Genomic DNA, 13,706 nt, shown 5'->3' with positions numbered 1-13,706 from the left:
AGCGCCCGGGCCAGGCGCGAACCGTAAGCCGCGCGAGTCAGCGAGAAAAGGCGTGCCCGCATACCGGTATGGCGACTACCACCCTCCCTGAATTCCTCCGCGCTCGCCGCGAGCGGCTTCACCCCGAATCGACCGAGCGGCGTCGCACTCCCGGACTGCGTCGCGAGGAGGTCGCGGCACGCGCCGGCGTGAGCGTCACCTGGTACACGTGGCTCGAACAAGGCCGCGGCGGCGTGCCGTCAGACGACGTGCTCGAACGCCTCGCTCGCGCACTCGAGCTCGACGACACGAACCGCGAGATGCTGTTCCTGCTCGCTCACGCGCGTCCGCCCCCGCGCCGCCACACGCCGCCCGCCGAGGTCACCCCGGCGCTGCAACGCGTGCTCGACAATCTGCACGTGCCCGCGTTCGTGAAGACGCCGACGTTTCAGATCGTCGCGTGGAATCGCGCCGCCGTGGCGGTGATCGGCGATTACGCCGCGCTTCCCGAGCGCGACCGCAACATGCTGCGCCGGGTCTTCCATCCCGACGCCGCCGCGTTCCTGCCGCATGGCGAGGACATGCGCCGCACGTGCCTCGCCGCGTTCCGTGTCGACGTCGCGCGTGCGGGAGCCTCGGAAGAAGCCGCCGCGCTCGTCGACGAGTTGATGGAGACGAGTGAGGACTTTCGCCGGCTGTGGGCCGAGAACGAGCTGCACACGCATGGTGTGAGGTACAGGCGGCTCGTCCGGCCGAATGTCGGCGAGCTCGTGTTCGAGACGTCGGTGTTTTCCGTCGACGGCAGCGACGGTCTCAGCATGTTTGTCTTTTCACCGGCGGACGACGCTTCCGCGCGTGGGGTCGAACAGCTGCTCCGCGATACAGCCACCCCGACCGGCGTATAGGCAGCTCGCTCTCACCCCTCACGCGCGGCTTCACGTACTCCAGCACCCCTCGCCTGCCTCCACGGCCGCGCTGGACATGCGGCTCCGCAGCATCCGAGGTGCCGGACCGGCCGGGGCAGTCGATGGCCGCGCCCCCCTCGAGTCCTGTTACCTGAACTGCCAGGCGCGGACGTAGTTGACCTCGAAGGAGTTGCCCTCACCGGTGGGAGTGGTGCTGTCCGGCGTGCCGCTCGCGCTGCCGAACCACAGGTCCAGCATGATGTACATCGGGTCACCCATGCTCACGTTCACCGTCCAGAACGGCTGGCCGTCGAAGTAGAACGTCTGCCTCCCCGGCTCCCACTTCACCGCGTACGTGTGGAAGCCCGCCGACAGGTCCACCGTCTGCAGCGTCTTGTGCCCGGCGTTGGGATTGCTCGCTCCGTTGGGCCACACCGTCGCGGCGAAGGCGACCGGGTGCAGGTTGGCGTCACCCCAGCCGGAGTTGGGGCCCCCACCCGGGTAGGCTTCCATGATGTCGATTTCGGGGCGGCGGTCTCCCGGGTGATTGAACAGCCAGAACGCCGGCCACACTCCACGGCCGATGGGCAGCTTCGCTTCCATCTCGAAGTAGCCATACGTCTGGTAGTACTTCCCGTCCGTGTCGATGGTGCGGTTGAAGAAGCTCCCGCTCGCGTCGCGCTGCGGCCAGATCTTCAGCACGCCGTTCCTCACCGCGTAGTTGATGGTGGGGTTCGGGGTCTCGTACCAGATGTGGTCGTTCCACTTGCCGGTGTCGAAGCCGCTGTTGAACTCCTCGGAGAACGTCAGCACGTACTGGCTCGCGTCCTGGCCCACCGGACCGCCCGAGCTCGTCGTGCCGCCGGTGACGTCGAGCGTGCCGGCGATGTAGCGCGTCTCGCTGTCCGCGGTGACGCCCGGCCCCGCCGCCAGCGTGACGCGGTTGTTGGGGGCGGACAGGGGGTAGAGACCCACGCGAATCGTGTACTTCCCCGCCGGGAAGTTCGTGGGCACCGTCACCGTGCGGTTGTAGGAGATGGCCCCGCTCCAGACGGAGGTGTCCACCGGCGGCAGGTGGTCACCACTGAGGGGCATCTGCACGCCGCTCGCGTTCACGAAGTGGACGAAGGCGGAGTAGTTCTGGGACATGGGCACCGCGTTCCACCTCATGCCCAGCGTCACCGTCTGGCCCGCCTGCGCGGACAGGGCCGGGTTGGACAGCTGCAGGACCTGGGTGGTGGTGGGCTGCGTCTGGCCCACGGTGAGCGTGCCGGCGGTGTAGCGCGTCTCACCGTCCACCGTGACACCGGGCCCGGCCCGCAGGGCGATGCGGGTGTCCGGCGCGGCCATGGAGTAGAGCCCCACGCGGATGGTGTACTGGCCGGCGGGGAAGCTGGACGGCACCATCACCGTGCGGTTGTAGGAGACGGCCCCATTCCACGTCGCCGTGCTCACCGGCGGCAGGTGGTCCCCACTGAGCGGCATCTGCGTGCCGCTGGCATTCACGAAGTGGACGAAGACGTAATAGTCCTGGCCCTGCGGCACGGCGTTCCACCGCATCCCCAGCGTCACGCTCTGCCCGGGCTGCGCGGAGAGGCTCGGGGTGGCGAGCTGGAGGATTTCGGAGGTGGCCGCCCCCACGGTGAGCGTGCCGACGGTGTAGCGGAACTGGTCGTCGACGGTGACGCCCGTGCCCATGCCCAGCGAGACGCGGCCCCAGGGCGAGCGCTGCTGGTAGAGGCCGACGCGGATGGAGTAGGTGCCGCGCGGCAGCGTGGACGGCAGCGCCACCGTGTGGTTGTAGGCGACGGTGCCGCTCCACCGGGAAGTGGCGACGGGCGGCGAGTGGTCCGCGCCAGCCGGGGCGTGGTTGACACCGCTGGCGTCGACGAAGTGCACGAAGACGCCGTAGTCCTCGGCCATGGGCACGGCGTTGAAGCGCATGGCCAGCGTCACGGACTGGCCCGGCGCGGCCGTCAGACCCGGTGTGCCCAGCCGTTGCACCGTGGTGCCCTGGGCCCACGCCTCCGGGCTCAGCGCGAGGAGCAGGATCGCGAGCAGGACGCCGTACGAGAACTCAGACAGTTTCTGGAGCGATTTCAGGATTTCTTTCACGGGCAATCCGTTGCAGGGGGAAAGGGGGACTTCGCCCCACGCACTGGCAACCGCCGTGCCAGCGGCCCCTACATTCCAGGAAAGCCCGAAGGCATGGAATTCCGCCTACTTGCGGGGATGGAGCATTCCCGACGGCTGACACGTGACGACACGCCTGTGTCAGCTCACCGCCGATCGTGCCGGGCCAGCCACGCGCGCACCTGGGCGAGCGAGTGCTGGCCAGACTCGCCCACGGACTCGAGCTCCGCGCGGGCCTGGTGGGCTCCGGCGAGCGCCTCCGCGCGGCGGCCCGTGGCATACCTCCCCCGGGCCAGGGCGAAGCGAGCCTCGGCGATGTCCTGGGCCGTGGCGGGAATGGACTCCAGCAGCTTCAGGGCCTCCTCGAAGAGGGCCACGGCCTCGGCGCCGTGCCCGCGCGCCAGGTGCACCTCGGCCATGCCTCGCAGGGGCGCGGCCATGGTGGAGACCTTCTCCCGCCCCAGTGCCCGGTAGATGCGCAGGGCGCGCGCATAGTCGTCCCACGCCTCCGGGAGCCGGCCCAGCGCGCGGTACACCTCCCCCCGCTCCGCGAGCGAGTACGCGACGTCGTCGTGCCGCTCGCCAAAGGCCTTCAGGCGCGAGTCCAGCGCACGCTGGTGCCAGGCCAGGGCCTCCTGTTCGCGGCCGAGGCGGTGCAGCACGATGGCGATGTTGCAGACGGCCAGGGCGACGCTCAGGTGCTCCTTGCCCAGCGACTTCTCCTTGATGGCCAGGGAGCGCTGGAAGTAGCGGAGCGCCTCCTGGTTGTCGTGCTGGAGAAAGGCGAGCACGCCCAGGCCGTTGAGCGCGGTGCCCGTCTCCGGGTGCTCCGGCCCCTGGACGCGCTCGCGGATGGAGACGGTACGCAAGAGCAGCGGACGGGACTCCTCCAGGCGGCCCAGCTCCGTGAGGATGATGGCGGCGTTGTTGGCGGAGGCGGCGACCTCCGGGTGGTCCGGCCCCAGGGCCCGCTCGCGCAGGCCGAGGGCCCGCTGGGTGAGGTCGAGCGCCGTGGGCAGCTCGTCCATCTGCCGGACGGTGGCGCCCAGCACGTGCAGCGAGGCCCCCACGTCCGGGTGCTCCGGGCCGAGCAGCCGCTCGCGCAGCGCCAGGGCGCGCTCGGACGTCTTGCGCGCCTCGGCCAGCCGCGTCTGTCCGAGTTGGACAACGGCCATCGTGTTCATCGTGAGGGCCAGGTCCACATGCTCGGAGCCGAGCTCCTTCTCCTGCAGGGCCAGCGTGTGCTCCAGGAACCGCAGCGCCTCCACGGGCTTTCCCGCGCGCCAGGAGAGCTGGCCCAGGAACATGGACAGCGCCATCTCCAGCCGGGCCGGCCTTCCGAGCGACTCGAGCACCGCGTCCGCGTGGCGCGCGTAGCGCTGTCCGTCCTCGACGCGCCCCTGCTGCACGCCCACCGCGTTGATGAGGTGGATCCACGCCCACGCCTCGAGCTCCCGCTGCCGCGAGCGCGCGGCCGCGAGCAGGGCCTCGTCGAGGCTCTTCTCCGCCGCCCGGGCATCGCCTCCCGCGCTCCACAGCACGCCGAGCCACAGCAGGGCCTCCGCCTGGAGCGGGGAGCCCGGCGCGGCCCGCTCCGCGGCGTCCTTCGCCAGGGCGATGCCCTGGGTGTAGCGGCCCGCGGCGCGCAGCACCCGCGCCCGCGCCACCTGGGCCCACAACGTGTGAGCGGACTCCCCGGGCTCCTGCACCGCTGCGGGGGCCCCCGCAGCGCCGGGGCCGCACTGCGTGACGGGGCTCAGCGACTGCACGGCCTGCATCACCTTGCCCGCCACCTCATCGTCCGCCTGGGCGAGCAGCTCCCCCAGCGCGCGCAACTCGTCACGCCGCCGCTGCAGGCAGGTGTCGCGCAGGTGGTAGTCCTCCTCCGGCTGCGTGGCGCGCACGCGCGTGGCCTCGCAGTTGTCCCGGGTCTGCGCGGCCCAGTCCCGGGCATAGGTGTCCAGCAGGGGCCCGGCGCGCTTCCAGGCCTCCAGCGCGAAGGGGCGCCCGAGGGCCGTGAAGGCCCGGGCCGCCGCGTCCCTGCGCGCGTCGTCCCACAGGCCCGCGAGGCTCGCGGACTCGGCGCACAGGCGCTCCTCGCGCCAGCGCTTGTAGGAGAAGAGGCCCACGCCGGTGAGCACCGCCAGCGCGAGGGCCCCGAGGCCCAGCCGGCGCGCGTGCGTGGCGCTCGCGTCCCGCGTCAACTCCTGCAGCAGCGCGTCCAGGGAGGGGTAGCGCTCGCGCGGCTCCAGGGACAGGCCGCGCCGCAGCACCCGCCGCACGCGGGCGGGGATGCGGCGCGCGCTGGAGGGGGCGGGCGGCGGTGCGTCGAAGCCGTCATCGAAGGGCCTGCGCCCGTGGAGCGCCTCGTACAGCGCGACGCAGAAGGAGAACTGGTCGGCGCGAGCGTCCGCGGGGCGGCCCGCCAGCACCTCCGGCGCCTGGTAGCCACGCGTGCCCACCACGGGTGTGCCGCCCGCGCCTTCGCGCTCCACCTCGGAGGGGAGGAGCGCGAGCCCGAAGTCGGTGACGCGCGCGCGGCCGTCCCCGCCGAGCAGGACGTTGTCGGGCTTGAAGTCGCGGTGGACGATCCCCGCGGCGTGCGCGGCCGCCAGCCCCCTCCCCGCCTGGAGGAAGACCTGCACCGTGTCGCGCCAGGCGCGGGGGCCGTCCCTCAGCCAGTCGCGCAGCGTGCCGCCGTCGACGAACTCCATGGCCAGGAACACCTGGTCCCGGAGGTAGCTGCCGGCGTCGTGCACGGAGACGACATTCGGGTGGGAGAGTCGCGCGAGCGCCTGCGCCTCCTGGAGCAGCCGCTGCTGCCGGGCCGCCCCGGGCACGTCCGCGTCCATGCGCACGAGCTTGAGAGCCACCTTGCGGTCGAGCTTCGGGTCATACGCCGCGTACACCACGCCCATACCGCCGGAGCCCACCGGCTCCAGCACGACGTAGCGCCCCAGGCTCGTGCCCCGCATCAGCGGGCGCGACACGGGCCGGAGTCCCTCCCCCGTGGCCACCGAGACGTCATCCGCCGTCGCGGCGCCCGGGCCCGGGCCGAGGTGCCGGCACCGCGCGCAGCCCTCGCGATGCGACGCGAGCTCGCGCAGCGTCCGGGCCGGCAGCGTGCCAAGGCTCCAGGCCCGCCATGTCTCCAGGTCCGGGCAGTCCATGCGTCCCCTCCTCAGGGAGTTCCCTCCCCTGGAGGCTGACACGGAAGTCTCGTCCCGCGACAGCCCGCCCGGCACCCGCTCCGGGAGTGTGGCCGGTCGGGTGGCCTCCATGTGACTGGCGGGGCCCGAGCCGCCTGTGCCAGCCTCCACATGATGCGAACGGGTCTGGAGACGCAGGAGGACAGCCAGCGGGAGCCGGCCGCGCCGGAGCCTCCCCGGCCCGGGCTCGTCTTCGTCTTCTCCGGCGGCGCGCCACTGTTCCGCCCCGTCCCCCTCACCCGCGGCCGCCTGGTGCTGGGGCGCGAGGGCGCGGGCGAGCTGCCGCTGCCGGACGAGCGCCTGTCCCGCCAGCACGCGGAGGTGAGCCGCGAGGGCGCGCACTGGCACGTCGAGGACCTGGGCAGCCGCAACGGGACGTTCGTGGACGGCGAGCAGGTGACGGGCCGCCGCACCTTCACCCATCCCCGCGTGCTGCGGCTGGGCAACACGCTGGCCCTCTTCCGGGACGACGTGCGCCCCCTGGCCGGCGCGGACGTCTTCCGCGGTCCGGACGTGGTGCGGGGCCCCACGTTCCACGCGGTGCTGGAGCAGGTGGCCCCGGCCGCCCTGGCCGGAGAGACACTGCTCATCACCGGAGAGAGCGGCACGGGCAAGGAGCTGGCCGCGCGCGCCTACCACCAGTCCGGCCCCAACGCGCGGGGGCGCTTCGTCGCCATCAACTGCGCCGCCGTCCCCGCCAGCGTCGCCGAGCGGCTGCTCTTCGGCTCGCGGCGCGGCGCGTACTCGGGCGCGGAGGCGGACGCGGAGGGCTACGTGCAGGCCGCGGACCGGGGCGTCCTCTTCCTCGACGAGGTGGCGGAGCTGTCAGCCGAGGTCCAGGCCAAGCTGCTGCGCGTGCTGGAGACGCGCGAGGTGCTGGCGCTGGGGGCTTCGCGGGCGCAGCCGGTGGACGTTCGGGTGTGCTCGGCCACGCACCGGGACTTGCGCGCTGCCGTGGCCGCCGGCCAGTTCCGCGCGGACCTCTACCACCGGCTGGCCCAGGCCCGCGTGCGCCTGCCGCCCCTGCGCGAGCGGCTGGAGGAGGTGCCGTGGCTGCTCGCGCATGCGCTCCGGGACGTCTCCGCACCCGCCCTCCACGCCACCTTCGTCGAGGCCTGCCTGTTCCGCCCCTGGCCCGGCAACGTGCGCGAGCTGCTCGGCGAGGCCCGGCGCGCGGCACGCGAGGCCACCGCCTCCGGCACCCGCTCCCTGCGCGCGGAGCACCTGGACGCGGAGGCGGGCCTGCCGCTGGAAGGCCCCACCGAGGCTGGGGCCGCCTCCCCTACCGCGGCGGCTCCGGACCGCGCCACGCTGGAGGCCACGCTGGCCGCGCACGGCGGCAACGTCAGCGCGGCGGCGCGCGCGCTGGGGCTGCACCGGACGCAAGTGTACCGGCTGATGCAGCGCTGGGGCCTGGTCACTCCGTAGACAGCGAGCCCCGGAGCCGAGTGCATCACCAGCACTTCGCCGGGTGACACCTGTCGCATCTCCCCAGGTTCAGGATTGGCAGCCGAGCCTCCGCCAGTCAGGTCGGTGGCATGGACGGGAGGGGTCTTGTCGCACCGTCCACACCCGCCCTCCTCCAGACTGACTTCGAGGGCCGCCCAGTGTGCTTCCCGCGCCGTACTGTTCGCGCCCCGGCAGAGGATGCCGTAGCGGTCCGGCACTCCCCTACTTGGAGACGCCGTGGGCCATGCGCCCCGGCGCATCAGGAGGGGGAAAATCATGGTGTCAGTCTGGTCTCGAAGACTCGTACCACTCGTGTTGGCACTGGGCCTCACGCACTGCGGAGGCACGGATCCGGATTCGCAACCACCCGCGCCCGAGACAGCATCCAGCGAAGCCGGGATGCGAAGCTCCTGCCCACGCGCGAGGCTCGTCGAGGACATCAACGAGGGACTGGAGCCCTCGAGCATCGCGAACCTCACGGACGTGAACGGGAAACTCTTCTTCACGGCCGACGATGGCGAGCACGGCGTGGAGCTGTGGAAGAGTGACGGCACGCGAGGAGGGACGCGGCTGGTCAAGGACATCACGCCCGGCGCCGCGAGCTCGGCCATCCGCGAGCTCACCGAGGTGAATGGCAAGGTCCTCTTCGCCGTGGGCTCCGAGCTGTGGAAGAGCGACGGCACGGAGCGTGGCACGGTGCGCCTGGCCACCTTCGCGGACGAGTTCGCTGACTTCTTCCCGCGGAACCTGTTCGAGTACCGGGGCAAGCTCGTCTTCGAGGGATTCGATGAAGAGCACGGCACTGAGCTGTGGGTCAGCGATGGGACGTCTCGTGGGACCCGGCTCCTGCTCGACTTCAACCCCGGCCCCGAGGGCAGCGGTCCCAGCGACTTCGCCGAGCTGGATGGAGACCTCGTCTTCGAGGTGTTCGACGAAGCCGCTCTGACGGTCAAGCTGGTGAAGCTCGAGGACTGGAGGCGCGTGGTCGAGCTGGCGGACCTGGGAGACGAATCCAGCATCCGGAGGACGCTCGTGGTCGGGCACCGGCTGTTCATCTACTACTCGGACGAGGGAGATCCGGCCATTGCCGTGACCACGGGAAGGCCGGGGACGTTCCGGGAGCTCTTCAGCACCCGCCGCTTCGGCGTCACCGGTGTCCGCGATCTGGTGGCCCTCGAGGGCAAGGTGTACTTCCAGGTGGGCTCGGCGCTCTGGGTGACCGATGGCACCGAAGCGGGCACGCGGCTCGTCAAGGACGTCCTGCCCGGCTCCGGGGTGGACAAGGTACTGCTGTTCCTCACGGTGTTGAGCAACCGGCTCTACTTCAGCGCGGATGATGGCGTGGCCGGACGCGAGCTGTGGATCAGCAACGGCACCGAGAGCGGCACGCGGCTGTTCGCGGACCTCAACCCGGGTCCCGCCAGCTCCTCGCCAACAGACCTGCGCAACGTGCACAACAGCAAGCTGTTCTTCGCCGCGGATGACGGAGTGCATGGCCGGGAGCCCTGGAAGATGCACCGCGGCGGGACTCCGGAGCTCCTGATGGACATCGCGCCTGGAATGGCGTCGTCCTCGCCTCGTGGCTTCATCCGCTCCGACGAGGACGTCTTCTTCGCCGCCGATGACGGCCGCGGGGGCGAGGAGCTGTGGGCCACGCCCAAGGAGCACAACGACTGCCACCGGTAGGCTGTTGAACCTCTGGGGCCGGCGTCAGGCGTCCGCTGCGCCAGCCTCCAGACTCTCGGGATGGTGGGTGAAGACCCCCCCAACATGGGCCGCGACTCGTGCGCGATCTCATTCGCGTGCATCTGCCTCAACCCGGGCACCGATCTCAGCGGGCCGGTGCCAATGATGAACGGCAACGTCGGCATCGCCGTGGCGGCGCCCAGCAGCCCGCTGCGAGGTGCTCGACACTCTCCGCATACGCGGTACTCGACGCGCTCTGGTGGAAGTACATTCCCCGGCTCCGTGGGGGGAATACGCCAATGGTGACCTTCGAGGTGGATGAGGTCGAGGAAGCCCGTGAGCCGCCGCCGATGAAGCTCTTGGGTGAGCTGGTGCCGGATTCGTCATGGATGGCTCCGGACGCGGGGACTCGCGTGCTGGACCCCGAAGGGGCCCATCCCTTGCTCGCGGCGGTGCACCGCGCATTCGCCGAGCACCGCCCGTTGGTGCTCTCGCCGGACATCATCTGGCTCACCCTGATGCAAGGGGTCGCGCAGCACGTCCGGTTGAACGCGGAAGCACTCCGCTCCCGGCTTGTCCGGCACGAAGGACAGCGCCGGCTGAGCGTCCGGATGGACGACGGGATGAGCATCCAGGACGTCCTCTCCGCCTTTCGGGAGCAACTGCGCGAGGAGGTCGGCCCTGGTCTCCCCCGGCTGCTCTCATGCGACTTCTCCACCAGCACCGACATCGAGCGCATGGCCGGAGACGTGGTGCTGATGGACACGTTCTCCCCCTACTTCGACTACTTCGTGTCCTGCATCTGCGGCATTCCACGCGTCACGCTGCTCGGGTCGCCCGAGGACTGGCGCTCCATCCGCCGCCGGATCGATGTCATCGCGGAGCTTGACCTTTCGTGGTGGACGGCGTCGCTCGTCCCCATCGCCGATGAGCTGGTCCGGGCCTCGGAGGGACGGCCGGACGTCGGCTTCTGGCGGGAGATCTACAAGCCCCAGCAGGCCTATGGGTGGGATCGGTTCCTGGGGTGGATCGCCCGGCTCTTTCCCTATGTCGGGAGCGAGGGCCGCTTCGAGCGGCGCAACCCCATGCTCGCCGTACCCCACGCCGAGCTCCTGGCGGCCGAGGCGAAGCGGGAGGGCTACGCACGCTTCCATCATAGCTCCGGCTTGAAGCTGAAAGACGTGCCCGCGCTGCTCTCGCGGGTCCCCCTCGAGGCCGTCATGGAACGAGAGGGAACGCGCGAGCTCTGGTCCCTCGAAGCCGGAGTGATGGCGGTGGAAGTCGATGGTGGCGGTGCGCTCGTGCCACGGGCGGGAGTCCTCGTGCGGTGTGGCGGCGTCTCGGTGGAGCAGCTCGTCGAGCGCATCCTCGCGGAGCACGAGGCCACTCGCGCGACCAGCAGAGGGGATGCGCAGGGGTTCGCGGAGCTGCTCGCCCTCCAGGATAGGCTCCACCAGGCCACCCTGTTCCCGAAGACGCGTCCGTGGCGCCTCCTGCCACTCCAGCAGCAAGAGGAGATCGAAATCCTCCTGACGTGGAGCACCACCGACGTGCGTCGGCTGGTGGATCTGCCCGATGGGACGGTGCTCGCGCTGCGCACGAGTTCGGGACGCAACCCACAGGTGATCGTGAGATTGCACGCCGACCAACTGGAGCCGCGGCCGCCGCTCACGGACAAGGAGCTCGAGGACTACGGCGGGCCCGACGCCTTCCTGCCCTCCCTCCCTCCACTCCGTTCCCGCGAGCGGGTGGAAGAGATTCCCGTGGTGGGCTACTCCCTCGTGGCGTTGCTCGCCCGGGCCCTCGATACGCAAGGATCCACGGAGCTTCCGGTGCTCGGGATGCTCGCGCAAGAGATGGCACCCTGGGAGGACATGCCTCCCCCTTCGCGTCCCGAGCCCCGGAAGAAGAAGTAACAGCCATTCCCAGAAAGGGTGTCCAGAAAGGGTGTCAGAGAATTCGAGTGGCCCCCCTGGTAGCCGTGTCCCTGGCCTACAAGGTGCCGCTACGTGAGTTGTTCCCCGAGGAAGAGAAGGAGTCCTGACCCAGTCTCAGCGAGCGGGAAAGCGCAGTGACCCTCATACCGAAACCGGCTCTTAACAGGGCCCATCCATCCCACAAGTCTTCGAAATGAGCGTTTGGCATCCCTTGACAGACACGCGAGCGGGCTATTTGTTTAACCTGAGTGACTCGCTTCATATCGTGGAAGAAAAATATGGGAACTTGCTGGTCCCTGTCACAGACGGGGCCATGATCGTCGCCAGTGATTACTCCGGCCAACATAAAGAGGCGAGCCACGAAGCCTATTCGTTTCTGGTCACGACCGATCAGGCCTTGGATGCGTGGCTGCCCTCGCTGCGAGCCTTCCGCCAACGCTGGCTCCCCGATAGCCGCCGCATTTCATTTAAAAAGCTCAACGAACCCGTCCGCTGGCGGGCATTGCCAGCCTTTCTCGAAACGGTAGGCAACCTAAGCGGAAATCTCATCACCATCCTAATTGACCGGCGGGTGGGAAGTTTTATGGCCGGTGGCCCGGACGCAACGGTCGACGCCTTTCCGGATTGCTTCTCCGCTCATGCTAATCGTGGCACGGTGGAGAAGATGTTTCGGCTCGCAAGCTTCGTTGCTCTGATCTTGTCCGGATTGCGCCGAGAGGATCAGGTGTCGAACTGGATAAGTGATCACGACGAAGCACTGGACACCCACGACAAGCGGGAGCAGTTCGCGCGCTTGGCGACGTATCTTACATTTGGCCTGACAGGTTGGAGAAAGCCTGCCGACCATTGGTTTGGTACGACGGAATCACCGATGGCACCTTACTGGTCAGAGGATGTCGCAGCAGTGCCAGACCTCGTCGCAGGCGCCTATTGCCAGATGAGCGGATTCCTTCCTGCCTTTTTGGGCATGAAGACTTGGCAGGTGAGGATGGCTCCAAGCAGTGTCGAGGACCGGCGCGCCCACGCGATTGGTGATTGGCTGGCCAACGGGCGAGCTACCCTAAGGCACGTGCTGCTTCGGTTGGAGCAGGACGGCAATGGCGAAGTTCGGTCCTCCGCTCAAGCCTTTATGGGCTCCACTTGACATGCAAGTGCTTGAAGTGCGGATAGGCGCGACGGCGGATGCACCGGCACTGCCGCATGCGCCAACAACTCGGGCCGGGTGAGCAGCACCAGCGGAGCGGCAGCCACGGCGCGAGTCAAGGGTCCTGGAGGGCTCCAGGAACGCAGCGGCGGCACTCCTCTCCACCAGGCCCTCCTTCACTCCATGGGCCAGCACGTAGCGCAACCACCCCACCAGCGCCGTGTCGTCCAGCTCCGGCTCCGCTGAGTAGCGTCGCTCCCAGAAGCCCCTCTCCAGTCCACCAGCCGTCCCACCTTCTTGGAGAGGTTGGCCCGCAGGTATTCCATCTCGAGAGGCTGGTGCTCCATACCCGGGGGACGAGGTGGATGTCCCCCTCATGGGCCTTGAGCGGCGCCGCTCCGAGCCGCGCCCTCTCCTGTCTAATGCCGCCCCAACTCCCTGTCCCAGTCCGACAACTGCGTAGACACCGCATATTTGTAGGCGCTGGAGATCTCCTCGAACTTCTTCAGGGGAAGCACGGAGAGGCGCTCACGCAAGAAGCCCGGGTCGCCGAGCACCTCGCGGTGTTTGAGATCGGTGTCCACCTCGACCATTCCAGGAATCACCCGGAGCACGGCCTCCAGGCAATCCTCCCGGGTGGCGCGAGACATGCGCTCCACCGTCAGGGCCAGGTGCTCGCGCACAGGGGCAGGGCCTCCGGGGCACCAGGCCTCCAGGGTCCTGCGGTAGATGTCATCCATGAGCTCTTCCAGCGTGTACTTCTGATCGAACGACCAGAACGCGTAGCGAAGGCCCTGGAGAACCTCCCAGAAGCGGAGCAAGGCGGCGAGCCGGTTCGCCATGCGTTCAGCGCTCTGCGGCGAGGGCGGAGACACTGCATGATCGAGAGCCCCCCAAGGGGTGCTCAGGCAGAAGGACTCAAAGGCGTCACTCATGCGCGGGCGCTCCTCCTTCGGGACGCACTCATCCAAGCCCATGAAGACCTCGATGAACATGTGCATCCGCCAGCGGGGGTCGCCCGTGTCGAAGTCGGCCACCGAGTGCATCACCAGTACTTCGCCGGGTGACACCTGGCGCATCTGCCGGGGCTGGGGAAAGGCGCCGGTCTCGAGATACTCCCGAGCCCACCAGTGGCCCTCTGCCCTCACCTTGCGGAGGATGGCGGCTTTGGTGCCGTAGAGCCACGCCGGAAACTCAAGCACCTGGGAGTGTTCAGTGTTCATGGCCTTGCGGCCCTACCACAGCGGTCAGATGCGCCACAAGC

The 13,706-nt window shown here is 69.4% G+C and carries 8 protein-coding genes; 5 read left to right on the top strand and 3 right to left on the bottom strand.

What is annotated here, in order from left to right; genetic code table 11:
* Positions 1 to 68 precede the first annotated feature (68 nt).
* Positions 69 to 884, top strand: a complete 816-nt coding sequence (locus tag BO221_RS36965; RefSeq protein ID WP_073565584.1) for a helix-turn-helix transcriptional regulator — start codon at positions 69 to 71, stop codon at positions 882 to 884.
* Positions 885 to 1,031: 147 nt separating this feature from the next.
* Here the strand turns inward: BO221_RS36965 and BO221_RS55605 are convergent, their stop codons facing one another.
* Entirely contained in the window at positions 1,032 to 2,999 is a 1,968-nt protein-coding gene (locus tag BO221_RS55605; protein WP_198956263.1) for a family 16 glycosylhydrolase, read from the bottom strand.
* Positions 3,000 to 3,163: 164 nt separating this feature from the next.
* The gene (locus tag BO221_RS36955; RefSeq protein WP_073565583.1) at positions 3,164 to 6,187 is read right to left on the bottom strand and encodes a serine/threonine-protein kinase; all 3,024 of its coding nucleotides are present in this window, start codon (positions 6,185 to 6,187) and stop codon (positions 3,164 to 3,166) included.
* A 150-nt stretch (positions 6,188 to 6,337) separates the two neighbouring features.
* On the opposite strand from BO221_RS36955, the gene BO221_RS36950 reads away from it, so the two are divergent.
* The 4 genes from BO221_RS36950 to BO221_RS54245 all read left to right on the top strand — a co-directional run bounded on the left by BO221_RS36950 (position 6,338) and on the right by BO221_RS54245 (position 12,442).
* Positions 6,338 to 7,654, top strand: coding sequence for a sigma 54-interacting transcriptional regulator (locus tag BO221_RS36950; protein WP_233166421.1), 1,317 nt, complete (start codon positions 6,338 to 6,340; stop codon positions 7,652 to 7,654).
* A 420-nt stretch (positions 7,655 to 8,074) separates the two neighbouring features.
* Entirely contained in the window at positions 8,075 to 9,361 is a 1,287-nt protein-coding gene (locus BO221_RS36945) for an ELWxxDGT repeat protein (protein WP_073565582.1), read from the top strand.
* A 299-nt stretch (positions 9,362 to 9,660) separates the two neighbouring features.
* Positions 9,661 to 11,277, top strand: coding sequence for a DUF4419 domain-containing protein (locus BO221_RS36940; RefSeq protein ID WP_073565581.1), 1,617 nt, complete (start codon positions 9,661 to 9,663; stop codon positions 11,275 to 11,277).
* A gap of 232 nt (positions 11,278 to 11,509) precedes the next feature.
* On the top strand, positions 11,510 to 12,442 hold the full coding sequence (locus BO221_RS54245) for a hypothetical protein (protein ID WP_143195901.1): 933 nt from the start codon (positions 11,510 to 11,512) through the stop codon (positions 12,440 to 12,442).
* A gap of 419 nt (positions 12,443 to 12,861) precedes the next feature.
* Here BO221_RS54245 and BO221_RS36930 read toward each other — a convergent pair whose 3' ends face one another.
* Positions 12,862 to 13,665 carry a hypothetical protein gene (locus tag BO221_RS36930; protein WP_073565580.1) on the bottom strand — a complete coding sequence of 268 codons (804 nt, stop codon included), beginning with the start codon at positions 13,663 to 13,665 and terminating at the stop codon, positions 12,862 to 12,864.
* Positions 13,666 to 13,706: the final 41 nt, after the last annotated feature.

This window comes from Archangium sp. Cb G35 (genome assembly GCF_001896145.1).
Classification (GTDB): Bacteria; Myxococcota; Myxococcia; order Myxococcales; family Myxococcaceae; genus Archangium; species Archangium violaceum.
This window is presented reverse-complemented; position numbering and strand designations above follow the sequence as displayed.

Coding starts and splice junctions, on each gene's coding strand:
- BO221_RS36945 (WP_073565582.1), top strand. CDS start 8,075: ATGCGAAGCTCCTGCCCACGCGCGAGGCTCGTCGAGGACATCAACGAG.
- BO221_RS36930 (WP_073565580.1), bottom strand. CDS start 13,665: ATGAACACTGAACACTCCCAGGTGCTTGAGTTTCCGGCGTGGCTCTAC.
- BO221_RS36955 (WP_073565583.1), bottom strand. CDS start 6,187: ATGGACTGCCCGGACCTGGAGACATGGCGGGCCTGGAGCCTTGGCACG.
- BO221_RS36940 (WP_073565581.1), top strand. CDS start 9,661: ATGGTGACCTTCGAGGTGGATGAGGTCGAGGAAGCCCGTGAGCCGCCG.
- BO221_RS36965 (WP_073565584.1), top strand. CDS start 69: ATGGCGACTACCACCCTCCCTGAATTCCTCCGCGCTCGCCGCGAGCGG.
- BO221_RS36950 (WP_233166421.1), top strand. CDS start 6,338: ATGATGCGAACGGGTCTGGAGACGCAGGAGGACAGCCAGCGGGAGCCG.